Source organism: Ruegeria sp. 6PALISEP08, from assembly GCF_001238295.1.
Classification (GTDB): Bacteria; Pseudomonadota; Alphaproteobacteria; order Rhodobacterales; family Rhodobacteraceae; genus Ruegeria.
On record NZ_LGXZ01000004.1, the window covers coordinates 1 to 26765 of the forward strand.

Below are 26765 nucleotides of genomic sequence, written 5' to 3' on the forward strand. Positions count from 1 at the left end.
CCTGAGCCTAGGGTCAGGACCTTTTAAAACGCCCCAACCTCAATCGCAGCTATTGTAAACCGAAGACATTTGAAAAATTCGGGCTGTGGCCGCTGAGCGGACGAAACTGCCATTCGTCGTTGTGCTCAAATCACCCGAATTTGGACCGAACTTCAGTTATGGACCTGTGATTGGAGGAGGCTTGCGGCGTTGTCCAGACATTGCGTTTCCGACAATCGCGGCAAGCAGGACCGCGCCTCCGATCAGCGTGTTGGTCGTCGCGGTTTCTCCTAAGAAAAGCCAAACCCAAAGCGGGCCCAGTAGTACTTCAGCCAACGATAGGAGAGTGAGTTCTGCCGCTGGCAGACTTCTCGATCCAATGGTGTAGAGGATCAAACCGGCCCCGACCTGAAAGATCCCCATGGCAAAGGCTACGCTGCCGTCATTCAGGCTTGTGATCAGCGAAAGACCTTGAAGCTGGCAGATCGCAAGGGTGATAATGACTCCGAAGAGCCCAGACAGAAACACGGACGGCAGCATCTCTGACGTTCGACCCCAGCGCAGCGCAACTGTAAAGACAGCGAAACCGAACGCGGACCCAAGTGCGGCTAGGCTGCCTTTCAGAACAACGTTTCCTGATTTATCGACAACCATGATCGCAATTCCAACCAGTGCGATCACGATTGCAATCCAAGTCGCTCTGCGTACAGGCTCTCGAAGGACAATCCATGCTAGAACAGCCGTCAAAAACGGTGCTGTAGCAAAGAGCAACATCGCGTTGGCAACAGATGTATTCTGTATTGCGTAAATCGCGCCAGAATAAGCAGCCAGCAAAGACAAGGCAGCGACAACAGCGGGCAAGCCGGTTCGACGAAGCTGAACGAACGGGTTTTCACCAGACCGAAAGCAAATAACGACATAGAGGAACAGCGACATCGCCATCGAGCGGTAGAGCAGGATTTGCCAGACGCCGGCCTCTTCTATCAGGCGAATGCCGAGACCCACCGTTGACCAAAGAACGCCAGCGGCAAAAACAAACAGAACACCGTGTTGATGGGCGCCTAAAGAGCTCGGTATGTTGTCAGTAGTCGTAATTGCAATAAACTCCAAACCCAGAGCCAGCCTAGTTGTGTCAGCGCGTACGTTCTGCATCATTTGCGACAACGACACGTCGATCTTTATTGTGACTGTAGCTGCGTTCCGGCGAACAAATAACGTGAAATAGAGTTCCGGGGAGGCCCGCAGAAAACGGTCTCGGCTTTACCGCTTCGGCACAGAATCCGCCGTTCCACTAATCTGGACCAATGTCTACAATGCGGACTTAGCAGCCTGATGCAGATGCGGCGAACTTCGCGATCGAACTCGCGTCACGTCGCGGAGAACTTCGCGGCAATGCAGCGCGTTTTCCCGAAAACGGACATTGAACGCGTTGAACTTGGCCTTTTCCGAAAACGGACGTTCGCTGCGTGCGCTTCGGGCGTCCGAGTTGCGGACAGAGCCACCGTCCACTTAGCACAAGGCAATGACCGCTCTCAGTCCAAAGCGGACACCAAGATGTATTGCGCTAAGTAGGCTCGCGCACAAAACGCGAAGCTGACCTTGGGCAATTTCTTTGAAATCACAATTGATTTTGCAGCGAATGGCTCGGCAAAAACGCAAAAAATCTAATGTCAGATTTTGATTCAGCTGCTTTTCTCAATAGTGTCGGAAAGCAGAAAATTATTGATCGCATGTCGCCAATCATAAGGGTCAAGGTTGCAGAATGAAACTCTCGTATCTCCTTCACGGTCACGTAACCCATCAACTTTACTGGCGATCACATTGCGCTTCGCGGCAAGCGCTTCGTCTAGCACAAGTCCGTAAGCCTCCCAACGCGATGGAATCGCAATGATATCGACTGCTTGATAAGCCTCTGCTGGATCTTTGGCGTGACCCCGAAATTCGATGCGTGGGTCACCCTCTGCTAACGCCTCAAGGTATGAACGTTGACTGCCTTCGCCAAAGATCAACAAGCGCGCGCCCGGCGTTCGGGTTGACCGAAAGCCTTGGATCAGGATGTCGAAGCCTTTCTGCCGTTCGAGCCGCCCGATGGCGCCAATTGTGGTCTTTGACTTGGGAGGCATCGTCTTTCGTGACAACTGCGCAAGATCTACGGTCGGAGGAATGACGGCCAGTTTTTCTGAAGCAACTAAGCGTCGTTCTTTCATCCAGTCCGCCTGCGCATGGCTGACCGCCACCAACTGATCGAAGAAGGAATAGATCACCCGTAGCATCGCAAAAAACCGACGTTTGCGAGGGGCATTCAGGGTGGTGAATGCCCGGGTGTAACTGTGTTCGACATGGACCAGTCGAGTATTAACATGCATTGCGCGAAGGGCCGAGAACGCGGGCAGGCTTCTCCAGCTTGGTGCGACGTGGGACACGATGACATCCGCATTCAGTTTGCCCCAAGAAAACGCGGTCCGTTTGACCTTCAACACCTTTTGCTCGACCGCGCCGGACAGATCTGACTGCGCCAAAAGATGGTCGAGCATCCGCATCACGCCGCCCGCTGTCGTGTCGTCCACCAGATGGAGGACCTTTTTCTGATCCATGATGATGCCTCTCTCAAATCGATTGCAGTTTGAATTTCATTTGCCTCAGCCGGGTGATCGGGCCGGGTCCAATCGTTTTCAACACAAGGGCCGCGGCGAAGGTGCTGAACGACTTCACAGGTTCCTCAAGCACCGGTCGGAGGCTTTCCTGGACGCTTCGCGCAAACAACTCCCAAGCTGTGTCCCGCTCGAGGTTGGTTATGGCCCGCCGTGCCAGATAACGTAACTGATAGGCCCGCGCTGAGTTTTCGTGCTGGGCAAAGAACTCAGGGTTAATCGGGCGCAACTTCGCGACCAACCGCTCCCACGCCTCCAACTGGCGGTCCAAAGCCGCTGACAGCCCGCCTGCATTGATCCGGTAATAGGTTAACAGCCCCGGAACGCCTTCGATCTGCCAATCGGTCGTCAACATCAGCCGCATCCAGCATTCTATATCTTCGGACTGCCTGAACGTCTCATCGAAGACCCAATCCCGCTCGACCTCAAAACTCGGGCGGTAGGCCAGAGCCTCCAGTACCGCCTTTCGAATAACGGCCGCCGATCCATTGCCGATTGGATTGCGGTTCAGAACATGGGCTGAGGTCACATCCTTCAGGCGGGGCGCCTGTTTGATCCCCATCATGAACCCCTCCTCGTCGATCAAGGCACTGCCGGAGAAACTAACTCCCACATCCGGTTCGGCCTTGAGATGGTGAATATGAGCCGCCAGCTTCTCGGGCATCCACAGATCGTCGGCGTCGCAAAAGCCGATGAAAGTACCCCGCGCGGCAGCGATGCCAGTATTTCTGGCCCCCGCCAGCCCACGATTGGCTTGCCCGACAAGTCGTACGCGCGGGTCGCCTTGGTGCGCGCGGGCAATCTCAGAGGTCGCGTCCTGCGATCCATCGTCGACGATGATGATTTCGAAATCGTCATAGGTTTGCGCCTGCAGTGAGGCGAGCGTTTCGACCAAGGTTGCTTCGGCATTGTAGGCGGGTACGACGATGGATGCTGTGGGCATGGTGATCTCCTTCAGAATTCTTAAGAAAACAACGCGCGTTTGATCGCTTGCGGGAGGATCGGGGCCAGCGCGGCCCCTGCGGCGGTAGGCAGTCCTCGGCGCAGGGGCAGCAGGAAACTGCGCGCATGCAAGCTCAAGCCTTTGCATGTGTAAGACAGGGCCTGACCCTGATGGCCCAACCGCAGCGCCCGTCGGGCAAGATAGCGCAAATAGACGGCCTCGGACGACCGCAACGGGAACACGCCAAAAGACGCAGCCGTTTTCACCGCATAGGCCCGCCCAACGCGCATTGCGTTCAGGTCCGAGGACAAGCCCCCGACGCTGGTGCGATACCAGACCTGGAACTGATTGACCCCTTTGATAGTAAACCCCTTGCCTGCGAGGCGGATTAACAGCTCCAAGTCTTCGTTATGCACCGTTCTCGTGTCCAACCCGCCAATGGCGTTAAAGACCTCGCGACGGATCGAAAGATTCGACATGGTGCAGACGGGATTCTCAGCCATCAGGTCCTGAATGGTCAGTGGTGCGCTAGGAACGGTCGAGCATGTCTGAGAATCTCCGAGTTGATCGGCGAAGAACCCGATCTGCCCAAAAACCGCATCCGTCGAAGAGGATTGGAAGGCTTCGTTCAGCTGCGCCAGCTTGTCCTTGTGCCACAGATCGTCTGCATCACAGAACGCCAGCATGTCTCCCTTGGCCAGTTCGGCCCCATAGTTGCGGGCGGCACTTGGGCCATCGAAGGGGCTGCTTGCGACCCGGATACGGGGGTCTTGCGCAATGTGATCCAGCACGATGAACAGGCACGCCTTCGAGGGACGGTCGCCGACGCAGATCGCCTCCCATTCCGTGAAGCTTTGCGCGCGAATGCTGGTCAGCGTGTCAGCAATTGTGTCCGCATCGGTGTGAAACGGCACGATGATGGTAAATCGGGTCATTGGAAGCCGAACCTCTCTGTTGTCTTGTGATCCCTAGGCAGCAGCACCCAAGAGGCGGTCAACATGAGGGCAGCACTGGTCATCAGGTATCCCATCGCCACTGGCATTAGCCCGAACGGTGCCATGATCGCGGTGTTGAGGATCAATGCGAATGCAAGGGCCGTGCTGACCCTTAGCTCGGTGATCGCGCGGTTCTCGAACCGCAGCCAGCCGGCCACGGCGGACCAGATGACGCAGGGCAATGCGGCAAGGCACAAGACCGAGACCACCGGTGAAATTTGCTGCCACTCAGCACCCAGCAGCAGCGGCACATAGACCGGTGCAAGGGCGGCTTGCAGCAAAACCAGCGGGGACAGCACCAGGAGGGACGTGCCGAGCCCATGACGCAACGCCTTGGTCTTGTCCGGGGCTGCGCAAAGATGTGGAAAAAGAACGACTGAAAAGGCCTGCGTGAACGATGTCGCCAAGCCGAGCCCAGCGTTGAAAGCCATGAAGTAGATGCCAAGGCTCTCGGCCCCCAGCATCGCGCCGACGACAAGCTTGTCGGCCTGCAAACGCAGAACTTTGACAACCTCAACCCCCAGGACGGCCCAGCCGAAGCCAACAAAGGGGCGAAGGGCGGCAAACCCGCACTTCGCGTTTGATGCCCAGGGGCGTAGACGGCGCATCAGGACCAGCCAGATCGGAGCGGCCAGCAATCGGGGCAGCACCAAAGCCAGCGGCGAGGCCCAGAGCAGCGCCAGTAGCGCGGCCATAGCATTTGCGACAACCACCTGCCCTCCGGCAACGGCGGCTGTCTTTTGTAGCTTGCCCTCACGCATCGCAAGCGCGGCCTGCACCAGACCGGCGGGCATGAACAGGTATTCTCCGGCCAGAACAGCGAGCAGCAGCGCCAGGGTCTGGTGCCCTATCGCATAGAGGGCAATGGCGATGGTCACCTGCAGCAAAAACAACGCCCCGCACCAGACCCAGAAGATACGATGCGCGGTGTTGCAGCGCTGTTCCAGCTCGGACTGCGGGGCTTGGATGATCCTCTGCCCCACGCCGTTCTCAGTCAGCGCCTTTAGGATATCCCCTGACGCGAGGGCAGCAGCAGCCAGCCCTATACCCTCAGGGCTGAGGGTGCGGGCCACAACCACGACCACCGCAAGACGTGAGGCTTTTGCCGCCACTTCGGACGCCGCATAGGCCAGCAGGTGCCGCAGGAAACCGGAATGTGCAAATCGCTGAGTCATGTCGCCAAATGTCCAAAAACAGTGTTGGGATCAGTTCTAATTGGCAGCGACATCCCTGTCCCAGACGCGGGCGGACAGCCAGACGAACCATCGGGCGAGCGACCTATCCGAATAGGATAAACGGCAATCCCGATGCCGGTCTGACGCACATCAAGACACTGCTGTAGCTTTGGATGCAGTTCAGGAGAGTTCAAAATGACACGACATTTCAAAGTTTTGGTTTTAGGGGCCGTCAGCGTGATTGCTTTGTCGGGTTGCAGCAGCATGAAGACCCCGCGCAACATCGAACCCGTCGCAAAAGGCGAAAGCTATCAGGCGCAGTACCGTGCCCCATCGCGGCACCGGGCAAATGCGCCCTTGCTGCAAGCGGAACATTTGAACGGGCGCGCCTGTTTGCCTCAGACCGGGGATCAGGGCACAAACGCCTTTGCCAAATGGTCTAAACCCGCGCTTAGCCCTCTGCTGGGCGAGAAGCTTTCGCGCAATGACATGGTGCAGATCACCATCGACCGGGATGAGCTACTCAGCGACACCTATGTTGTGTCCCGCGATGGCGACCTGAAGCTGCCCTACCTGCCGCCGGTGCGCGCGCAGGGCAGAACGACCGAGCAGGTCGAGCGGGACGTGGCCCGGGTTCTGGTAGCCGCACAGTTCTACGACAGTACCCCGCGCGTCACGGCGCGCATCAGCGATTTCGCCTCGGTCACTGTTGGCGTGAAAGGCGCGGTGTTTGAACCCCATTCGGTCGAGATCGGAGGCATCCCCGGCGACGCGCTGGATCGAGGGCGTCAGGGCGTGCTGGGTGCCTCGACCGAGGCGCGCAACCTCTCGGTCGCCATTCGCGCGTCCGGAGGTGTGCGCCCGGATGCGGATCTGTCAGCAGTTGAGCTGCACCGGCAGGGCACGATCTACCGGATGGACCTGCGCGGGGTGTTCGAAGGCTCGGATCCGACCGACATCATGCTGCTGACCGGGGATCAGATCGTGGTCAACAGCCGAGGGTGTTTCCAGGATGATTTGATGCGTCCCAGCCCGATCAGCCCGCCCGGCGTAACACTTTATATGTCCAACCTCACGCAACCTGCCACCGGCAACGCAGAGTCGGCCATTGGACGAGACGTGCGTGAGGTACCCTATGGCACGCGCTACCTGCAGGCCGTAGTCGATACCAATTGCGTCGGTGGGGCCAAGACCACCAATGCCAATCGCAGCGCGGTCCTGTTCACCCGCAACCCGATGACCGGGAACTCGATCGTCATTGAACGCAATATCGAAAAGCTGCTGCGACGTGGGGATCGCGATGACTATGACCCCTATGTTCTGCCAGGAGATGCGATTTCATGCTACGACAGTAAGGTGACCGGCCTGACCGAGGTCGCCCGCGCGGTTGGCATCGTCGGCGCAGCGGCGCTGCTGGCGCCCTAAGTCAATCCCTAGCGGGCGATGATTTCGCCCGCTCCCAAGCAGTGGAGACTGCAGCGAGTTTGTCAGTGATGTCTCTGTGTTCTTTGGCTGCAGTCTCTACCGCAACTAACGCCTCTCGAAACTCTTCCACGCCGAAGGTTGCTGCACTCCCAGCCAGTTTGTGACAGACCTGAGCGATTTGATTTAATTCTGTCTGGTCAAATGCCCCGGTTTCTAGCTGTTCAACCAATTCATCCCCTTCGGCAATGAACTTGGCATGCAGGCGGGCAAAGACTTCAGGGCCGAGGCTGTCTTTCAACTCCGCTAACGGATCCGGCTGCACATGCTCCGAAATCTGCCCGTCGGTGCGCGTGACCACCGAAAGCGCCCTGCGCAGGGCATTCAGCGAGATCGGTTTGCAAATGAAAGCCGTCATACCGGCGGCGCGAAAGGTCTCAACCGCATCTGGCAGGACATTGGCCGAAACAGCGATAATCGGCACATCGGTCGACTGCCCCCGACCGCTACGAATATGGCGCGCAGCGGTTGGCCCATCCATCACTGGCATGCTGATATCCATCAGGATCGCATCGAACCTCTGACTGCTGGCCTTGTCGACGCCAACCTGCCCGTTCTCCGCCGTGGTTACACGGTGACCGTCCAGCGCCAGCATGTTGCAGATGACCTCGAGGTTGATCTCGTTGTCTTCGACCACCAACAAGTTCAGCGGGATAGCGGTCTCGGTATTGATCTGAGCAGCTTCTAGCAGTTGGTCGCGCGCTGACGGCTGTAACGGTATCCGCAGCCAAAAAACACTTCCTTCGCCCAATGTGCTTTCCGCCCCCACCTCACCACCCATGGCCTGCGCGAACCTGCGGGCAATTCCCAGGCCAAGCCCGGTCCCTCCGACCGTGCGACCGATAGAGGGATCGCTGGTGTAGAAGTCATCAAAAATGGCGTCGATCTCATCCTCGGCGATGCCAGCCCCGCTGTCGATCACACGCACTTTGTAGACATGTGCCTTACCCTGACCGGAAGGTTCACATCTTTCGACCTCGATCGACACACGGCCATTTTCGGTAAACTTGATCGCATTACCCACAAGATTCAGCAGAATTTGCCGCAACCTTTGCGCGTCAGTCGCGACATGCGGATAGGCTCCGCCCACCCATTGCCACGAGATTGAATTGCCGCGTGAGGCCGCATTGCCGCTTTGACCATCCACAAGGTCCTGTAGCATCGCGTTCAGGTCGGTTGGCTCGAGCGCGACAGACAGCTTGCCGGCCTCGAACCGAGCAATATCCAGCACCGCATCCACATGATTTTGCAGAACCTGGCCCGAGATCTCCATGTTGCGGACAAACTGAGACTGCTGTTTGGTCGTGCGTGTATTCTTGAGAAGGGTGAGGTTGCCCAGCAATCCGTTCAACGGGGTTCTGATCTCATGACTCATAACAGTCAGAAAATCCGACTTGACCTTTTCCCCGGCAAGGGCACGGTCGCGGGCCGAGACAAGCTCTTTCTGATCCGCAACGCTTTGCGAGATATCGCGGACGAAACCGATAACAATTTCCTCGTCCCCGGCCTGAGCGGATTGCAAAGCGAGTTCGACGGGAAAGACATCGCCATTCTTGCGCAACGCCTCAAGCTGAACGCGACCCTTGCCAACCACGTGGCGGTCGCCCCCGCTCTGCATCCGCTCCATGCCTGCATCATGCGCCGCGCGTAGATGCGCAGGCACAATCAAGTCGCCGATCGAATGCCCTTTGGCCTCATCTTCGGAATACCCGAAAATCGCCTGTGCAGCTGGGTTGAACTCCAGCACTTCGCCGGCGGCGCTCACCACGATCACGGCATCCAATGAGGTAGAAAGGATCGTATTCATGCGCTGGTTGGCCTGCTGGATTGCCCCACCGCGTCGATCTGCCTTGCGATTGACCACCAAGAGATAGGCGCTGACCGCGGTTAGCGTCAGAAACAATCCCCCGGACAAAACGGCCAGTTGAAACAGGCTGAGCGCGGTTTCTTCACGGCGCTGATCCGACTGGCTTGCAAAGTACGAGATCGCCGAGACCGAAAGCTCTCGCACTTTTTGAGCGATCCCCTGCGCGCCGTCATAGAGAACCGGCAGCCCCGCCTTCAACCTAGGATCCTCAGCATCGATTGTAGGCACCGAGACCTCCAGATATGCGGAAACGTCGTTCAGAGGTTCAGCGAATTTCGGGTCACTTCGCAGCGTTTCAAATAGACGCGAGGAGTCTAGAATATCGATACGGCTGTAAAAAAGATCGAAACGGCGCCGGACAAGGTCCAGGTTTTCTGTGCTTGGCTCTGCGTCCGATACACCCGCCTCAAGCGCGTTGAGGTAGAAAAGGAACTCGACCTCGACCTGCGTCAGCGTCCATTGCACGTTATCTGTTCGGGCTGACTGCCGGTCGCGCAGGTCGGATATCACCTTGACGGAAAGCAACACGACCAAAGCAAGGGCAACCAAAACAGCGATACCGAGGAGCCCGAAAGCCCACCGGCGCCGCGAGTGGTGTTGGAAATTTCTTGTCAAAGTTTAACCCGTATCACCCACTTTATACTGTATTGTAACCCCACGCTATTTAACGATTTCCAACCTGTCGAGTTGCCAAATGCTGCGAGAGTAAATCACCTCGGTCTGGTACTTGGTATCACTGTCATAGGGATATACGATCCATAGCGGACCTTTCTGCCGCCGGGACATCGCCGCGCCGTCCATCTCATAGGCGACAATCGGGTCCTGCGCCGAAATTGAGCCCGAAGGTATCTCAACCGCGTAGTCGTTGATCGCCGTTGCCCGGATCGTAGCACCCTCTGCTCCGATCTGTTCCAGCAACACAGAGAGGGGAACGCCGACAAAGCTGGTCTCGCCTTCAGTCCAGATCGTCGAGGTTTCAAAGCTGCGCCGCGGTAGCGCATGCAACATTTCCATATCGAACTGCGCCGTCCCGTCGGAGCCAGTCTGTGCGATGTTGCCCGAAACGGTCAGGACGACTTCTCCTGTCGGAGTTCCCAAGTCTTCGGCTTGCGCAGGCGTCAGGCAAATGGTGAACGCCGCTGTGAGAATAGCAAAAAACAGACGCATCTTGGTCTCCACTTCTGTGACCTTAAGAAACCAGAAAGAGGTCCGGAGCGACAGATGGGCATGAGGATATGCACCTATCCGAACGGATAGGTGCTTCGGTCTCATGCGGCGGTAGACAGCAGATTCATGCGCTGACGCAACATGGTTTTGAACCCGTCACGCAGCTCGGCACGTTCCAATGCAAAGACGGTGGTTGCCTCAAGATACCCAGCGACCGACCCGCAATCGAAGCGTTCTCCCTGAAAGGCGAACCCGTGGCATCCGGGCCCTTCAATATCCGCCGCAATCGCATCGGTCAGTTGGATTTCATTGCCCGCGCCGGGTGCCAAACCTTCCAGTTGATCGAAGATAGAAGGGTGTAGCAAATACCGCCCTACAATGCCGAACTCTGACGGAGCCTGATCGACAGAAGGCTTTTCGACCAAACCGCGCAGGTGCTGTACCCGCCCTGCCCTATGCTCGATATCGACCACGCCATAGGCACTGATCCGGTCGGAATGAACGGCTTCGGTCGCGATCATGTGGCTGCCTTCGAAGCTTTGCGCCATTTGCGCCAGGACCGCGCGCTTCGCGTGGATCACATCATCCGGCAGGATCACTGCAAAGGGTTCATCACCGACTAAGTCACGAGTTAGTGATACTGCATGGCCCAGACCGCGAGGGCTATTTTGCTGGATAAAGCTGTATGTCTCATCCTCAAGGTTCGTGCGACGCAAGCGGTTCAGCAGGGTGGTTTTGCCGCCATCTTTCAGTTTGCGCTCCAACCCCGAGTTACGCCCAAAATACGCCTCAAGCGCGGATTGGCCGGTTGATGTGATGAAGATGAACTCGTCAATCCCGGCGGCGCGGGCCTCGTCCACCGCATATTGGATCAAGGGGCGGTCGATCAGCGGCAACATTTCCTTGGTCACCGATTTGGTTGCAGGCAGAAACCTTGTGCCCAGACCCGCGACCGGAAAAACAGCTTTACGAATACGTGTCATTTCAATGCTCCTAGGTTTGATCAGTAAGCGCCTCTGCCCGACACGACGGAACGTGCGGTCATTGCGATAAGGATGAGGTTCAGAAGGGGCGAGCGGGAGCGGACATAGGCCGTATCCAGCTCGATCATGCGGTCAAAGCCGATGCTGGCTCGGCCCGAAACCTGCCAAAGGCCAGTGATACCGGGAAGCACCTGTAGGCGCTCCAGCGCTTGTTCTGGATATGCGGCCACTTCTTCAGGCAAGGCCGGGCGCGGGCCGACCAGCGACATATCCCCTTTCAGCACGTTGAAGACCTGCGGCAGTTCATCCAACGAGAACCGTCGCAGAACCTTCCCTACACGGGTGATGCGTGGGTCGTTTTTGGCTTTGAAACACACGCCCTCACGATCCGACTGGGTCAGCAGTTCCGCACGACGCGTTTCGGCGTCTTGCGACATCGAGCGAAATTTGTAGATGGTAAAGGGAACGCCGTTTCGACCAATACGTGTCTGCCGAAAAAAGGCGGGGCCGCAACTGTCCAATCGCACCAATGCGGCGATTGCGGCCATGGGCAGGGCCAGAAGAGACAGCACGACCGCCGCCAAAGTGAGGTCCAGCAAGCGACATGCTGAGACCTTGGGAACAGAATAGTGCGTGGCACGCCTGAGGAATTCGAAATTGCCTATTAGATATCTGCGGGCCATGCGGCGGGGCTCCATCGCCAGCCGCCATGCCCATTCCATCCGAGAACGCCGAAAGATGCCCGGTGCCCGGCGCACCTTGCCTGCCAGAAAGTCGAACAAAGCCCCTACGCCAAGCGCGATGCGAGGGTCAAGCCGGTGGCGGTTTTGCGTGATCCACAGCTCCTGCAGTGGGACGCCCATTGCAACCAACAGAATGTCCGCGCCGGACTGGTTGATATCGTCGATCGCCTCATCAACCCGCGCGGCCCCCGCGTAGCCATCGCGCGTACCAGCCACGACCAAATCGGGGATCATGTGCTGCAACCGGGCCGCCGCTGCCTGTGCTGTTCCGGGACGTCCCCCCAACAGGTAGACCGACTGGCCAAGACGCGCAGCGCGTTTCAGCAGTTTGGGAACAAAGTCGGTGCCGTTCAGGTTCTCGGCCAACTGGACGCCTTGCAACTTTGCCGCTACCTCTACCCCAATTCCGTCAGGTAGGATCATATCTGCCCGCGCCAATGCCGCTCGATAGGTATGGTTGCGAGCCCGCATGTTTGCGCAATGTGCATTCAGGAAAAACACCGTCCTGCGTGCCCCATCCAGCAGTTTTAATATCACCTGTCCGGAATATGCATTCACAACTGACAAACCCAAAATATCGGTCTTTTCCAAGGTTGGTATGGATGTTGGCTGCGCGCCTTTATACATATCTTGGTCTGACAGGAACTGCATGAAACTCTCCGATCAACGATGACAATCTGTGGCCACAGACTGCCAATGTGATCCTGCAACCAATAGGAGAGCATCCGGAGAGAGATCGGAGAATAGGTCTATTCAAACGACCCAGCAGCACATAGCGTGGCGGAAACGGCCCGATTACCTATCCGATCGGATATTCACCTGTCCTTAAGGCAGGCTTCATGCCATGCGTTCAATGATTTATTAATGCGATTGGGTGTGGTTGGGGGCAGACGGAGATTTGAAATGAAAGTTCTTATTGCTGACGACCACGAGCTTATTTTGGACACGCTCGTTGCCTTCATAGATGCCGCAGGCGGGATCGAGGTGGAGACCGCGCCGGATTTCCCCGCCGCAAAATCTCTGATTGAAAACGACGGTGCCTTTGATCTGGTCCTGCTGGACTTGAACATGCCCGGCATGAACGGGTTGAGCGGGCTTGAAACCTGCATCGCTTTGGACGGCGCCCAGAACGTGGCCCTGTTTACCGGCGACACCTCGCGCGATCTGGCGCAACGAGCGCTAGAACTTGGGGCCGCCGGTTTCGTCCCAAAGACTTTACCGGCAAAATCCCTGGTCAACGCGATCCGCTTTATGGCGATGGGGGAGCAATATCTTCCTGCGGGCTTTATGAACGCAGAGCAACCCGAAGATTCCCACCCCATGGCTCAAAAACTGACTGAGCGTGAGCGGCAGGTTCTGAAAGGGCTTACCGAGGGCAAATCCAACAAGGAAATCGCCCGTGATCTGGACCTGTCCGAGCCGACGATCAAACTGCATATGAAGACGCTCTATCGCAAAGTCGGTGTCAGCAATCGAACACAAGCCGCCTTGGCTGCGCGCGAGGCTGGATTGTTCTAAGCGTGACTATCCAAAGGGATAGGGCGTCCTCCCAATCCCCATTCAGCCTAACCTGCTGAGCGAATGATCAGCGACCAGATGCGGTATATCACCCTTGAAAGAAAGGGTTTTTCCATGCCGCAACAGATTTCGAATTCCTCTGCATCCACGCGTGACACGCAATTTCTGTGGTGGGCGCACATTTCCCGATCCAATTTCAGAACACTCGGGTGGCGCCGCATCGTAAAGGGCGGGCGCCTTAGCGATGTAGGCCGCCTGCCCCGGTATGTGGCGCTGTACCTTCTGGGAGCGAGCTGCATCTGGGCCCCGATCAGCGGATATTTGGCAACCGCGCCTGTCAAATACACCTCTCACGCATCATTGATACTGCCAGGATCTGGCGCTTCGGCATCGGTCAATCTGGCCAATATCGGTCAGGCATCCTCATACGCGAATTCCGCCTTTGCCAACGGGTCAATCAGCCCGACCGAGACGTATAAACGTTTGTTGTCGGCCGACCGTATACTCGACGCGGCATCCAAGGCGGTAGAGGCTGACCGGGACGCGTTTGGAAAGCCGCGGGTGCAACTGGTCGATCAAACCAGCCTGATACATATCGAGCTTCAAGCTGCCTCTCCGGCAGACGCTCAGCAATATGGTGACGCCTTGGTGGCCGCTTTTTTCGCTGAGATTGACGCCCTGCGGGCCGATGAAATTGCCACGCGCGAGGCCAGTAATACGGGCGCGATCGAGGACTACACCCGCGCAATTCAGGCCACGCGGGCCGAAATCAAGGAGCTGCAGTCAGAAAGCGGGTTGATTTCGGTCGCGCAATACCAAGAACAGGTCGCCGCAAATGACCGTGCAAAACAAGAATTGCGTACGCAGGAGAGTGAGTTGGCACGCCAAACGGAACGTGTCGCCGCACTTCAGGTCGCGTTGGATCTGCCCTCTGATGGAGCGGCGGCAACGCTGAAGCTCTATGCCGATGCTCAGTACCTATCGTTGCTTAAGGACGTGTCGGTTGGGGCTGCAAAGCTAGCACAAGCCGATGCGACCTACGGAGCGCGCCACCCAATCTATGTGAATGCCCAAAACGAATATGAAGGGGCGCGATCGGTTGCTTTAAAACGCGCGACGCAGGTGACTGGTCTTGAGGTCGAGCAGCTCGGTGGACTGGATCGCGCGCCGGAAGGGCAACGGGCGCAGTTACTCAGCGAATTGGTGCGCGAAGATGCCTTGCGCGCCGGATTGGAAGAGCATGTCGCGACACAGCGCGCACAAGTTCGTCTGGAAACCCTGCGCCTGTCAGACCTCGCCCCCATCGCCGCTGAATTGGAGGACCGGCAGAGAGATTTCGCCGTGGCAGAAGCCGTGTTCGCCTCTGCCATCGCGCGGTCCGAGTCGAAAAAGACCGATGTCTATGCCTCCTATCCCTTGATCCAAGTGCTGGAGAACCCGTCTCTGCCGACTCGCCCGTCTTCGCCGAACAAGAAGATCTCGATTGCCGCCGGGATCGCTGCAAGCCTTATGCTGCTGATGGGTTTGGTTCTGGCATGGATCCGAAACCCGCTGATCTCAAAGCTGCTGAAAGACCAGAAAGAGGCCGCAGTTTGACGCGTGTGGCCCCTCAAACGCCAGCCGAAAAGATCGTCTGGTGTACGCTGATCTGGACATGGCCGTTCTACGGGCTTGGCGCGCTGTATGTTGTCGGTCCGGTGCTAGGTTGGATGTTGGCTGCGATAGCCGGGGTGTCACTTTATCTCGGCCCGGCGATCCGTTTGGATATGCGTGCAACGGGCCCTGTACCTGCTCTGGTCTGGATCTGGAGCGTTGGCATGCTGGTGATGCTGGTCTCACTTTGGGCAGGCCACGCGGATTGGAACCTCGGCACCACCAAAACGATCAAATCGGGTATCGGATGGGCAAAGGGTTGGGCGCTGATCCCGTTGTTTATCCTAGCAGGGGCGGTTTTGCCAATACGGCGCGAGGTTTTGGTCAGAGGGCAATGCGTGGTGGGCCTTTGGACCTTGTGCCTTCTGCCGTTGCTCATTGCCGCCCCCTATGCCGGTCTGCCGCATCTGCTGTTTACATCTCCCCTTAAAGCAGTGGGCGGCCCGGGACCTGAATATTTCTCGGTCTACCTGTATACAATCGACCCCGCCAGCGGCACGCCGCGGTGGCAGTTCTTTGCGCCCTGGTCGCCATTCGCAGCCTTGTTGGGCGTCTGCATGGTCCTATTTGCCCTAGAAGAAAAGCACCGCAGCTGGAAGGTCATCGGCTTGGCTGCCGGAGTTCTGATGATCTTGATGTCCAAGTCCCGAATGGGCATGGTTGGATTGGTGATCTGCTCGCTGTCACCCCGCCTGTTGCCACTTGTAGCCCGCAGCTTGGGGTGGATTCTTTTGTCTGCAGTCACCACCGCCGTAGCCGTTCGGGGCGCAGTCTTTGTCGAGTTCGGCAACCGAGCCCTTTACAGCTTCAAATCCGCGCGCGCCGACAGTACCCGCGTACGCGAAACTCTGCAGCGTATTGCGTATGAGCGCTGGCAATCGGATGCGATGGTTTTCGGGCACGGCACAGTCAGACCCGGAGCGCATCTTGTTGAGTACATGCCTATCGGCAGCCATCACACCTGGTACGGGTTGCTATTCGTGAAAGGGCTGACCGGATTTGCCGCGTTTCTCGTTCCTTTCCTCGTTCATTTAGCAATCGTCACGCTGGACGCCATAAAGTCAGAACGCGGGAGGCTGCCGCTCGGGCTGTTGCTCACAGTTCTCCTGCTGACCTTTGGAGAGAACGTTGAAATCCAAACCTATCTACTCTGGCCGACCCTACTGATGCTCGGATTGCATTTGCGAGAGGTCAAATCAGTGTGTCTGGGAAGCTGATGCGCCGCTAGGATTGTTGCGGCACCAGCGTAGTGTCAGACGTCACTCTTTTGGGTCGGGTCCTTCACTGCTGCTAGGGACATTTTGACCATGTAAAGTGAGTACTTTCACATCGGGCAAGCAACGAATTGACCGTGAAACGCTCTTCACCACGGCATTCAGCGGCGCTAGTCGCTGACTAGAGCCGGCTGAAAGGAGCCGCCCGATGTCCCTCTACTCAAAACTCTTCGGCGGCATTGAGAAGTCCAAGCCGGACCCACTCTCTTTCAAAGGGTTCGAGATCTTCCCCGACCTTATGGCCGAAGGCAGCAAATACCGTTTGTTGGCCCGTATAGAGAAGACCATCGACGGAGATCGAAAGACCCATACTTTGATCAGCGCGAAAGCGTTTTTGTCTCGGCAAGCCGGTAGCTTGAAGCTCGATCTACGATCGGGGACACTATATGAGCGGCACCTTGCGCGCCCGCTGGGCATGCTTCTACATTCAAGATTGAACGGACGGCTTAGGTTATCATTGGTCAACCATTTGTTGGGCAAAGGAGACTTCGTGCAACAGTTTATCCGCCCTGTTGGTTTGTTAGCGGCTGCCGCAAAGCGCAGAAAGCGCGGAAAGCGGACGTTCGCGTAAAACACTGGACGGCAGGTTTGTCCGCATTTCGGTCATTGGGGCACCGTGCAGCATTGATCAAGGTGGGCTCATTGCGGTCATTCGCTGCACTTGGCATGAGCGACCGCTATGCGGACCAAGCAGCCACTGAACGCAAGTTCGGCGTTTCCAAGGAACGAAGACCGCGAATGACAATCACCAGGACTTTGTTTTTCCTCTACGACACGCTCGTAGTCAGAAAGAGAATGTTACACCAACCAGTGGTCCTGTTTGCATGACGTCATAGGCGAATGTCCCATCGGACCGTTCAGTCCCATAGTCGATTTCGTAGTGCCGCCATCCGAAACGAATAGAGGTATTTTCCCAAGCTTGATAGGCGAGGCCCAGCGAAACACGCCAGTGGGAGTTGACATTTTCGCCACCAAGGCCTGCGTCAGCCGCAGCAACCAAGAACCAACGGTCCGAGAGCTCCCACGCGCCACGAGCGCCAACAACCACCTCGGTCCACGTTTCAGTCCCGCCAAGGGTAACGCTAGGCCCCATAGTGGAAACGTCAGCCTCCTGCTTCAGCTCGTTGTAGCGAAGCCCAGCTTGCAGATCTACGGAATACCGGTGATCGTTCTTGCCATAAACCCCATTTGCAACTTTGTAACCGCCCAAAAATCCGATCCACGATTGCTTAACATTGAGGTCAACGTCAATGTTCCCGGCCGGAAGTGGGATGGATTGATCGGCCCCTAGCTTTGCGTAGTTTGCGTCGACTATGAAGCCCCAGTTCCCCGTCCAACCTTCGTATTGTGCCGAGATACCGAAGTCCAAGAGTTCCAGCGCGTCTTGAAAATCCAAATCAAGATCAACGCTGGTATTAGCAATAGTCGACGTCCCCGTCAGCGATTGTGGTAGAAAACCGTAGACAGTCACGCCATGTCGCCAGTCTTCAGAAAATGAGAGGGCCACGGGTTCGGCCTTTGTGACCGAGGGTAACATTATGCCGAAAGCAGCAGTGATAAGAGCCAGAGTTTTCGGTGAGAAAAAGAAAGCAAGTTTCATCGCGTTCGGTCCTTCAATCGCGCAAGTTCTAAATAAACCTGACCGGACTGTGCCGGTCAGGACACTTGATCGGGGGCCGTTTAATCCGACTTTCTAGTGAGACCTTGAGCAAATAGGATGTTGTCCACGAGTTCCTTTGTTTCAGGTCGAAGGTTTTCAATTCCGCCATATAGTGGCCCATGCCCTGGAGGCATGTCAGGATAAAGCTCTTTCATGGCAAGATGGCGTTGGGCCATCAGACTGAAATTGGCGCCGAAACCTACTCCAATACGAATGGAATCCTGCGGGCGATCCTCACGCGGGTTCTTGTATAGGTCGTACATGGCAGCAAGGATGGGGTTTCCGCCAGGAGGTGGCAAATGCATCTTGTATTGCTGCTTGACCAGAGATCTCAGCACAAACCCTTCGTAGACAAATACATAATCTCGACGCCCATGCGTTTCCCCAAGAAGCCACAGAGCGGTCTGATCGACACCGTCGATGATCCGGTCGCGCGGGATACTCGCCTCACCGTCGCCCAGTCGCGCAAAGGTGCTGAACAAATCCGAGACATGGGTGATGTCTTTTACCCGAGACCCTTCCTCTATCATCCCAGGCCAGCGGACATAGGCATTGACGCGAACACCACCTTCCAAGTGTTCTGTCTTGCCGCCGCGATAGATCCGGTCGGACTGGCCACTTTTGTCGACGAATTCCATGAATGGGCCGTTGTCGCCCATGATCACAATGATCGTGCTGTCCGCGATCCCCAGTTCTTCGACTCGGTCCAGGATTTCACCGATATAGCCATCAACCTTAACAATTGCCTCTGGGATAGGCCCACCATTCAGGGTTTGTGCCTGTTCGATGTCCGTCCTCGTGAAGCTGATCGGAAACAACGGCCAGTATTGCAAAAAGAACGGCTTATCGCCTGCTGCAAGCTTTTCCAGCTGCTCCAGGGTGCTTCGCTTGTAGCGCTGTCCCATGGCAACATAATCGTCCTGCGAGAACTTCTGCCCCGACTCCATATGGACTTCTCTGATCGTCCCACCTTTTTCACCGGCGGTTCCGTAAACCATTGCGTATGGGTCGATGCGGAATGTGTCATCCAGCATCAGTTCGGTGGTGCGAAGCCGTAAATCGACACCGTCAACATGCCCCTCGTTCAGGGCCGTCGAGCTCATCAAGGCGAGTTGCGCCTGCTGGTGGATCGGGTGTTCGGCATAATCGAAACCCTGGTTGATTGCGTAGCTCTGTTCGATGTCACCCATGTGCCACTTACCTATATGGGCTGTTGCGTAGCCGTTTTCGCTCAGCACTTCGGCAAGGGTCACTTCGCGATCCGCCAGGCCTTCGCCTTCGGGCACTGCTTTTGCTTCATCAAAACCGGTACGGACTGGGTGGCGACCGGTAAGCATGGCAACCCGCGTTGGTGTGCAGGATGGTTCGGTATACATCCGCATCATGGACATACCCTGTTCGGCGAAGTCCGTAATGTTTGGCGTCGAGTATCCACGTACCACGTCCAGATCCGGCATTCCGACTTCGCCAAACCCGATGTCATCCAGCAGTATGTAAAGTATGTTGGGGGGGTTGCCGCCGTTCTTTTCTCGGAATTCGGCCAACTTGACGTCGATGCCCTTGTCTTCGACCGTCCAGCGTTCCCCGTGCTGTCGTTCCAGTATTCTATACTCGGCGTCGCGAACAATCGGTGCGTCTTGAGCCCGAGCTATGGTTGGCGACAGGACAAGAGCGATCCCGCAAATCGGTGCTAGGAATTGACATAGACTTCGCATTTTGGTTCCTCATTTTTTGTATTGTGAAACGGTGTTCGTGGTGCATGAAAATCACCCAAGCGCTCCAAACTCTCTTTTTGTTGTTCCAATTGACCCGCTTTGCTCAGTCGGGTTTGAGCTTTGCCAAAATTTCCTTCTTCAACCCTGCAAGGCTACTCTTGAAGGCATCGTTCCAAGCATCCTCTGGAGCGAATTCGCATTGCTGGCTCGTCATCAAAAGTTCGAAATCGTTGCAAATCTCGTCAAGCTCAGCGTCCGTTTTTCGGCGCTCCTGAATCTTTTCTGCAAGTCCACCAAAATGCCTCTCGAATTCCCGCATGTGCTTATCGAACCCAATAGCTCCCGCTAGGATCACACTAACTATCGCTGAAACCAGTGGAAGTTTCACACGGTGAGAAAGGGGTGAAAATCCTTTCAATTTGACCGTTTATCAGTAGTCTGCTGGCATGGGTCCCAGGGAAACTACAGGCAAAAAGCACCCGCATTGGTCGGGGCATCTGGAGTTGGAAGAAGTTCGTGAAGAGCTCAATCGTGTGAAGTCCAGTGAGCTTTTCACAGGCGCGAGTCGGCTCTCTGAATTGCTGGACTACATCGTAGAACAAAACCTTCTTGATCCCACACGAAAGCCACTCGCCAAAACAATCGCCGAGGATGTCTACGACAGATCTCCGGATCAAAATGGTGACAGCCATAACATCGTTCGGGTTGACGCTGGGCGTCTCAGGCGCCGGCTTGCACAGTATTTTGCCGGCCCGGGACGAGACGACCCTATCCATATTCATATCGATCCCGGCGGGTATGTACCTCGTTTCGAACTCAAGTATTCTTCGGACGCCCAAACTGAGGACGTTGCGACAGATTTAGAACTCCATAGCAGATGGAAGAGCAGGCCATTTCAGATTGGCGTAAGCATCTTCGCGGCGCTTAGTGTCGGCTTGGGCTTGGGGATCACGATCAGTTCTACCGGAGAAAACACGACCGACGTGTCCGGACAATTCGAGACCTCAAATGATCCCACGCTAGAGGCAGAAAGGCGCGCACATCTGGCGAAGTCGCCGTCTAGCCTTCAAGCTGTGACGCTCTCAGATCAGGCGCGAAATTTGATTTTTCCCATGATTGAGCGGGCACAGCTGGAACTAGCTTTGGCTATGTTCCGTCATGCAATCGAGAAGGACGAATCCTACTTTGGCGGATATGCAGGAGCATCCCAGTGTTTGGCTGCTTTTGCGATTTTTGCGCCAGACGGTCCTGAGCGTTCTGCTCTGCTAAAGGAAGCACGCCATTTGGCCAACCAAGCCGAACTTCTATCACCTGCCAACTCATGGACGCAATCGGCACTGTCCTGGGTTGACCTTGCCGAAGGTGATACAAAGCGAGCCGTGGAGCACGCAGACATTGCCTTGGATCTCGCCCCTAAGGACGGCAACGTTCTAGACTTCTATGCAATGGTCATGCTGGCGACTGGCGACTTTGACGCAGCACTCGCCGCGTCGACGAGCGACCGTCCGCGGACATCGGGCTTAGGACGATTTGCAAACAAGAGTATCTATGGCGCTGCTAGCTTTCACGCGGGAAAATACGAGCAAGCCATCGACGCTCTCAATGCCGCCACCCGCGCCGGAGACCCGATTTCGGCTCCCACTTTGGTCTACCTCGCAGCAGCGAATGCGGCACTCGGAAATCAAGCAGAGGCCTTGGCCTTGGAGGCAGACTTGAAGCAAAACTGGCCAACAATTGACACTATTGCTCTTTTGGATCGCCTTTATGTGAGTCCAGAGCAGGTTCGCGCCCTAGCTGATCACTTAAGTACCATACCTCAAAGGTGAGCTTTAGGCTCAGAGAAGCCGTAGCCGCGGAGTAGAAAGTAAGGGTTGGACAAATGGCCGCTTTGGGCTCGACGCGGTCATTCGCATTATTATCGTGAGCGTCTGCCACGCGGACTTGGCAATCCTTCGAACTCAGTCGAAATAACTTCCGGAGCAGAGTTATGCTATCGTGCCTTCAATTATGGAGGAAAAATTGTTTCGCTATGTTTTGCCAGCAGCTCTCATTCTGGGGAGCCCAGTCTTAGCTCAGGATGCAATAAATCCGTCAGGCCTTTCCGGTCCTTCCGGTCGACCTTATTCACCTTACGCCAAACGCGCATATCCAACTCACGTCTATTTTGGTGACACTCACGTTCATACTGGTCTTTCCGGGGATGCTGGTGGAGGCGGTACGCGCCTCATGCCGCGTGATGCCTATCGGTTTGCGCGTGGCGAAGAAGTTGTGTCGAACACGGGACAACCTGTAAAGTTGTCGATGCCTCTCGATTTCTTCATGATTACAGATCATTCGGATGCGATGGGTGCTATCACCGACATCATCGGAGGTGCTCCCAACATCTTGGCAGATGAGCAAGGCAGATATTTCCATGAAGAATTCAACAAGGGTGGAGAAGCCGCTCTAGCGGCTGCGCTCGAGCTTACAGCGGCTTTTGCCCAAGGACAGGTATCACCTGCGCTGAACTATCAACCGGGCAACCCCGCGTATGCCCGTGTTTGGGACGAAATTATCGATGCCGCGGAAGAGTTCAATGATCCAGGCGTGTTCAGCACCTTTATCGCCTATGAATGGACATCTCTTGTTGCAGGGAACAATTTGCACCGAAATGTGATCTTTCGCGACGGCCCTGAGCTCACAAGACAGATACTGCCTTATACAACAACGGCACCTGTGGGCTCACCTAACCCGCGTGATCTTTGGAAGTGGTTGGAGAACTATGAGCAAACGACAGGCGGGCGTGTTTTTGCTATTCCACATAATGGGAACTTGTCTAACGGTTGGATGTTCCCGTTAGTCGATAGCTTCGCGGATGGGGTGCCGTTAGATCCCGCATACGCAGAAGCGCGAAACAAATGGGAAAGACTGTACGAACCAACTCAGATTAAGGGAGATGGTGAGGCCCACCCGTTCCTATCACCTGACGATGAATTTGCTGACTTCGAAACATGGGATTACGGCAATCTGGATGCTTCGGTTCCGAAAGAGCCAGAAATGTTGTCCGGTGAATACGCTCGATCCGGGTTACTTCGAGGCTTATCTTTGGAAAAGGCTTTGGGAGTAAACCCTTTCAAGTTTGGCCTGGGTGGGGCCAGTGACACACACACAGGTTTAACGGCTCCAGATAACGACAATTTCTTCGGGAAGTTCACTGGTTACGAGCCCAGCGAAGAGCGCAGCCAACATGTCAGTAAGACCTATGCTGACGGGACTGTTGCGCTGCTTTCGTCGCAATACATTACTGGCGGTCTGACCGCAGTATGGGCGCAGGAGAATTCCCGAGAAGCCATTTGGGATGCGATGCATCGGCGTGAGACCTACGCAACAACAGGGCCCAGAATGCGCGTCCGTATGTTCGGAGGATTTTCTTTTACCGAAGAAGATGCCTTACGGCGCGACTTGGCGCTTGTGGGATACATCAAAGGTGTGCCGATGGGTGGCGAGCTTGACCCTGGTGAAAGCGCACCTTCCTTTCTGGTATATGCGCTTCGTGATCCGATGGGAGCAAACCTGGATCGAATCCAGATCATAAAGGGCTGGTTAGATGCAGATGGAGAGCAACGGGAAAAAGTCTACGACGTGGCCTGGTCTGGTTCTCGCGAACCAGATGCCGCTGGTAAGTTGCCGTCAGTAGGCACCACAGTGGACCTTTCTATCCCCTCGTGGACCAACACAATCGGAGCCTCTGAGTTGGGAACCGTGTGGGAAGACCCAGATTTCGATCCCTCGGAAAGCGCATTTTATTATGCCCGAGTTATAGAAATTCCGACCCCTCGCTGGACGGCGTATGATGCAGTGAAGTTCGGAATAGACATGCCGGGTGGCGTCCAATTAACAACGCAGGAACGCGCCTACACTTCGCCGATTTGGTATTCGCCACAACGGTAGTTCGATTAACAGTGTCGATCCGGTATGGTCTCAGAGCAGCCGTTCGCTGCGTTCCGTCTGAATGACCGCTGAGCGGACAAAGCCGCCGTCCACTCAGCGCAAGACAGTGCCCGCGCCCGGCTCAAAGCGGACATCGCGCTTCCGCGAAATGAAAAAACAGTTGTAGCGGTTCCGTTCCAATTGATGAGCTTTCTTTACAACTATCCTTGATCAGCAGAACCTTCATGCTCTTCCAGGTCCAACCCCGCAGGGTCGATCATGCGTTTGCTGGCGCTCATCTTGACGGAGTTCCGCATGGCTTCGCTTCGCCGAAGTAGTCGCCGGAATCGCGCTTCGTCTAGCTCAAGCAATGTCGAGGGTGCCAACACCCGCACGTTCACACGACGGGGCCGTTTCATTAGCATGGCCAATTGCCCAAACATTTCGCCACGACCTAACCGTGTGGTGTGTCTGCCGAATTCCACTTCGACTGCCCCAGAAGCGATGAAAAACACACCCCGAGTCAATTCATCTTTGGAAAGGATCGTGTCGCCCGCGTTGGCGTAGCGGGTACGCAGCGCTCTACTGAGTTTTCGCAGTGAAGCTTTGTCGAGATCAGAGAATAGTGGAAATTGCCTGACCAGATCCCGCCCCTTTAGGGCGATGTCCAGTACCGGACGCCCTTCAGATAAAGCACGTCGTGCCGCCACTTCCTGTATCAACACTGAATATAGCTCTTCGCCTACCAGGCCATCCTCTCGCATGACGGCGTATTCTCGCTCCTCCAGTCGCAATGCTGTCCTTCGGATGAACCGCCGCTCCAGCTTTTCCGCATAGCCTGGATATTGGAGCCGCAATCCTTCAAGCGCTGTCTCAACCGCCTCGGATCGGCGCTCCAACAGGTCGTCTAGCAACTCCGCAACCCGGCGACCGTGTATCCGGCGTATGCGACCACGGACAAACCCATCGAGATCCCGAAGGATCAGACGTTGCATGAGCAGCCTTTCGAACCGGTCCGCTGTTATACGAGTGAGCGGAAACGAGATTCGTAGGCGGTTTTGCAGGAACACGGCGATCCGAAAAGATTTTCCATAGACGACGGATCGATTGGACGCGCGCTGATAGCCGATCCGCCCACCGGTCCTTGCGCCTTCAATGAGCCGATCCGCGTCTGACAGAATTTTTTCGCTGAGAACAGATGACATGGTGCGCTCTCGCATTCGGGCCAAAACAGAATCCCGCTCTGCACCGGCCAACGCAATAAGGCCAAGTGTAATCCGGTCACGATCAAGGATCTCTGCGCTGTCTTCGGCGGCCTTTACAGCCTCGTCGAGACGTTCGCTAAATTGTTTGGCTTCGTTTCTTACAATTTGGTGGGTCAGGTTGTAGTTTTCTGCGGTGCGGGACACATCCTCGCGGACCGATTGCAAGGCGACCGCGACCACCTGGCGCGACAACGCCGTATCAAGCGGAGTAAGTTTGTCGAGCCCTAGCTTTGTGATCACCGTTCGCAAGGTTGTTCCTTGGACAATCAGTGTAAACAGCGTAAAGCCAGTGGCCAAAATGCCGACCAGACGCTTGGTTTCGAGCGGTACATGAGTGCTTTCGGTGACCGCCAGTGCCAACGCCAAAGTCACGGCGCCCCGCAGCCCACCCCAAAGCATTGCGGTGCGATAGGGGCGTTCCACAGCTGGCGAAAGACCGATTGTCGTTAGCAATGGCAACAAACCGAAAAGAACCGCTGCCCGCGCCAGTGTTGCGGCAAGAACCACTACTGCCAACAGGCCAAAGTCAGACGGTTGAACTCCTTCCAACAGTCTCGGGATCAACAATGCTGCAAGAATAAAGATCAGCGCTCCGGCCCAATGTGCCAGGAGATCCCATACTTCTTGCAGATTTGTCCAAGCGATCGGTGACAAACGACCGGGGCCGGTGAGGTTGAGCGTTAGTCCTGTGACCACCACTGCGATAACACCAGAAGCCCCGACGCTTTGTTCCGCAACGATATAGGCGAGGTACGGCATCGCGACAGAAATTGAAATCTGCGCCTTCTCCCAACGGTCTACGAAAGCCATCATCCAAACCGCCATACGCGCCATAAGCCAACCGGTGAGTGCGCCACCGGCGATCAACAGCGGAAACTGCCCCACGGCTTCACTTAGTGATGGATCAGGTCTGCCGAGCATCACAAAGCTCATGAATAGCCCGAAAAGAGCAATCGCGGCAGCATCGTTCAGGAGGCTTTCACCCTCGATTATTCGCGACAACCTGCGTGGTGCGGATATTGACCTAAAAATGCTGACAACCGCCGAAGGATCAGTTGTCGATACGATAGCGCCAATCAACAGGCAGGCGACCAGCGGTAGCGCACTTACCCAACTGAGCGCATAGCCTATGGAAAGTGTCGCCACAATCACCGCCACAACGGCCATCATCAGGATGGGCATCCAGTCATCCAGCATCCTGCGCAGGTTCATGCCGAGTGTCGCCTGGAAGAGCAACGTCGGCAGGAAAACATAGAGGAAGACGTCTGACCGGATCGGCAAATCAATTATCGCCTGCGCTCCCGGGTTCAGTGCATCCGTCAAGTCAGTGTTGAGAAAGAACGTTGCGCCAAGTCCGATCACTATCCCTAGGACCGCTAGGATAACGCTGTAAGGCAGGCGCATACGTGCAGCCAATGGTTCTGCCACGCCGATTACAACAAAAAAAGAAGTGATGATGGTCGTGATGACGACAATATCCATCAGTACGTATTATCTGAGAACTCGAACTAAGGGAATTCGCCCCTAAAACAGGATCTGCTTTGTGGGATCAACGTGTTGGCTCACAAACATCCAGATTGCGCACTTGCAAGGCGTGTTTGCAATGGCGGACCGCTCTTTGACACTAGCTCCGTAAGTGAACTGCTGGAACATGTCGACCACCCCGCTTTGCAAAGTCCGCTTCCTGCGCATTGCTTTCATTGGAGCTGCGCGCAGCAACGGTCAATTTGGGCTCGGTGCGGTCTTTCGCTGCAACTTGCGTGAACGTCTACTTTGCGGGACAAAG

20 protein-coding genes are annotated in these 26765 nt (G+C 56.0%); 7 read left to right on the top strand and 13 right to left on the bottom strand.

Features of this window, described 5'->3' with window-relative positions; genetic code table 11:
- Positions 1 to 156 precede the first annotated feature (156 nt).
- The 5 genes from ALB80_RS07205 to ALB80_RS07230 all read right to left on the bottom strand — a co-directional run bounded on the left by ALB80_RS07205 (position 157) and on the right by ALB80_RS07230 (position 5743).
- On the bottom strand, positions 157 to 1149 hold the full coding sequence (locus ALB80_RS07205; RefSeq protein WP_253276832.1) for a DMT family transporter: 993 nt from the start codon (positions 1147 to 1149) through the stop codon (positions 157 to 159).
- Between the two features lie 512 nt (positions 1150 to 1661).
- On the bottom strand, positions 1662 to 2573 hold the full coding sequence (locus tag ALB80_RS07215; RefSeq protein ID WP_050603385.1) for a glycosyltransferase family 4 protein: 912 nt from the start codon (positions 2571 to 2573) through the stop codon (positions 1662 to 1664).
- Between the two features lie 13 nt (positions 2574 to 2586).
- On the bottom strand, positions 2587 to 3573 hold the full coding sequence (locus ALB80_RS07220) for a glycosyltransferase family 2 protein (RefSeq protein ID WP_050603386.1): 987 nt from the start codon (positions 3571 to 3573) through the stop codon (positions 2587 to 2589).
- 20 nt (positions 3574 to 3593) lie between these two features.
- Positions 3594 to 4508, bottom strand: coding sequence for a glycosyltransferase family 2 protein (locus tag ALB80_RS07225; protein ID WP_050603387.1), 915 nt, complete (start codon positions 4506 to 4508; stop codon positions 3594 to 3596).
- On the bottom strand, positions 4505 to 5743 hold the full coding sequence (locus tag ALB80_RS07230) for an oligosaccharide flippase family protein (protein ID WP_050603388.1): 1239 nt from the start codon (positions 5741 to 5743) through the stop codon (positions 4505 to 4507). The genes ALB80_RS07225 and ALB80_RS07230 overlap by 4 nt, the downstream gene beginning before the upstream one ends.
- A 195-nt stretch (positions 5744 to 5938) precedes the next feature.
- Here ALB80_RS07230 and ALB80_RS07235 point away from each other — a divergent pair, with 195 nt between their 5' ends.
- Positions 5939 to 7168, top strand: a complete 1230-nt coding sequence (locus ALB80_RS07235; RefSeq protein WP_050603389.1) for a polysaccharide biosynthesis/export family protein — start codon at positions 5939 to 5941, stop codon at positions 7166 to 7168.
- 1 nt (position 7169) lies between these two features.
- On the opposite strand, the gene ALB80_RS07240 is transcribed toward ALB80_RS07235, so the two are convergent.
- The 4 genes from ALB80_RS07240 to ALB80_RS07255 form a co-directional block, all read right to left on the bottom strand.
- Positions 7170 to 9641: a PAS domain-containing hybrid sensor histidine kinase/response regulator gene (locus ALB80_RS07240; RefSeq protein ID WP_050603390.1), complete on the bottom strand. Its 2472-nt coding sequence runs from the start codon at positions 9639 to 9641 to the stop codon at positions 7170 to 7172.
- 111 nt (positions 9642 to 9752) lie between these two features.
- Complete coding sequence (locus tag ALB80_RS07245; protein WP_050603391.1) at positions 9753 to 10259, bottom strand: molybdopterin-dependent oxidoreductase; 507 nt, start codon at positions 10257 to 10259, stop codon at positions 9753 to 9755.
- A gap of 101 nt (positions 10260 to 10360) precedes the next feature.
- Positions 10361 to 11242, bottom strand: coding sequence for a UTP--glucose-1-phosphate uridylyltransferase (locus ALB80_RS07250; protein WP_050603392.1), 882 nt, complete (start codon positions 11240 to 11242; stop codon positions 10361 to 10363).
- Between the two features lie 20 nt (positions 11243 to 11262).
- A complete protein-coding gene (locus ALB80_RS07255) occupies positions 11263 to 12636 on the bottom strand; it encodes a WecB/TagA/CpsF family glycosyltransferase (protein WP_050603393.1) in 1374 nt (457 codons plus the stop codon).
- A gap of 252 nt (positions 12637 to 12888) precedes the next feature.
- Between ALB80_RS07255 and ALB80_RS07260 the strand changes: the two genes are divergently transcribed.
- The 4 genes from ALB80_RS07260 to ALB80_RS22145 all read left to right on the top strand — a co-directional run bounded on the left by ALB80_RS07260 (position 12889) and on the right by ALB80_RS22145 (position 17001).
- Positions 12889 to 13503, top strand: coding sequence for a response regulator transcription factor (locus ALB80_RS07260; RefSeq protein WP_050603394.1), 615 nt, complete (start codon positions 12889 to 12891; stop codon positions 13501 to 13503).
- Positions 13504 to 13617: 114 nt separating this feature from the next.
- Positions 13618 to 15099, top strand: coding sequence for a hypothetical protein (locus tag ALB80_RS07265; protein WP_050603656.1), 1482 nt, complete (start codon positions 13618 to 13620; stop codon positions 15097 to 15099).
- Positions 15100 to 15104: 5 nt separating this feature from the next.
- Positions 15105 to 16373 (top strand): O-antigen ligase domain-containing protein, encoded by a 1269-nt coding sequence (locus tag ALB80_RS07270; protein ID WP_253276839.1) that lies wholly within the window; start codon positions 15105 to 15107, stop codon positions 16371 to 16373.
- Between the two features lie 205 nt (positions 16374 to 16578).
- Positions 16579 to 17001 carry an HlyU family transcriptional regulator gene (locus ALB80_RS22145; protein WP_157054157.1) on the top strand — a complete coding sequence of 141 codons (423 nt, stop codon included), beginning with the start codon at positions 16579 to 16581 and terminating at the stop codon, positions 16999 to 17001.
- A gap of 213 nt (positions 17002 to 17214) precedes the next feature.
- Here ALB80_RS22145 and ALB80_RS07280 read toward each other — a convergent pair whose 3' ends face one another.
- From ALB80_RS07280 to ALB80_RS07290, 3 genes are all read right to left on the bottom strand, one after another.
- Positions 17215 to 18030: a hypothetical protein gene (locus ALB80_RS07280; protein ID WP_050603396.1), complete on the bottom strand. Its 816-nt coding sequence runs from the start codon at positions 18028 to 18030 to the stop codon at positions 17215 to 17217.
- Between the two features lie 80 nt (positions 18031 to 18110).
- Entirely contained in the window at positions 18111 to 19805 is a 1695-nt protein-coding gene (locus ALB80_RS07285) for a sulfatase-like hydrolase/transferase (protein ID WP_050603397.1), read from the bottom strand.
- A gap of 103 nt (positions 19806 to 19908) precedes the next feature.
- Positions 19909 to 20124 (bottom strand): hypothetical protein, encoded by a 216-nt coding sequence (locus ALB80_RS07290; protein ID WP_157054158.1) that lies wholly within the window; start codon positions 20122 to 20124, stop codon positions 19909 to 19911.
- A gap of 184 nt (positions 20125 to 20308) precedes the next feature.
- Between ALB80_RS07290 and ALB80_RS07295 the strand changes: the two genes are divergently transcribed.
- Positions 20309 to 21631 carry a tetratricopeptide repeat protein gene (locus tag ALB80_RS07295; RefSeq protein ID WP_050603399.1) on the top strand — a complete coding sequence of 441 codons (1323 nt, stop codon included), beginning with the start codon at positions 20309 to 20311 and terminating at the stop codon, positions 21629 to 21631.
- Positions 21632 to 21812: 181 nt separating this feature from the next.
- Positions 21813 to 23735, top strand: a complete 1923-nt coding sequence (locus ALB80_RS07300) for a DUF3604 domain-containing protein (RefSeq protein ID WP_050603400.1) — start codon at positions 21813 to 21815, stop codon at positions 23733 to 23735.
- Between the two features lie 200 nt (positions 23736 to 23935).
- Here ALB80_RS07300 and ALB80_RS07305 read toward each other — a convergent pair whose 3' ends face one another.
- Positions 23936 to 26461, bottom strand: coding sequence for a cation:proton antiporter (locus ALB80_RS07305; RefSeq protein ID WP_050603401.1), 2526 nt, complete (start codon positions 26459 to 26461; stop codon positions 23936 to 23938).
- Positions 26462 to 26765: the final 304 nt, after the last annotated feature.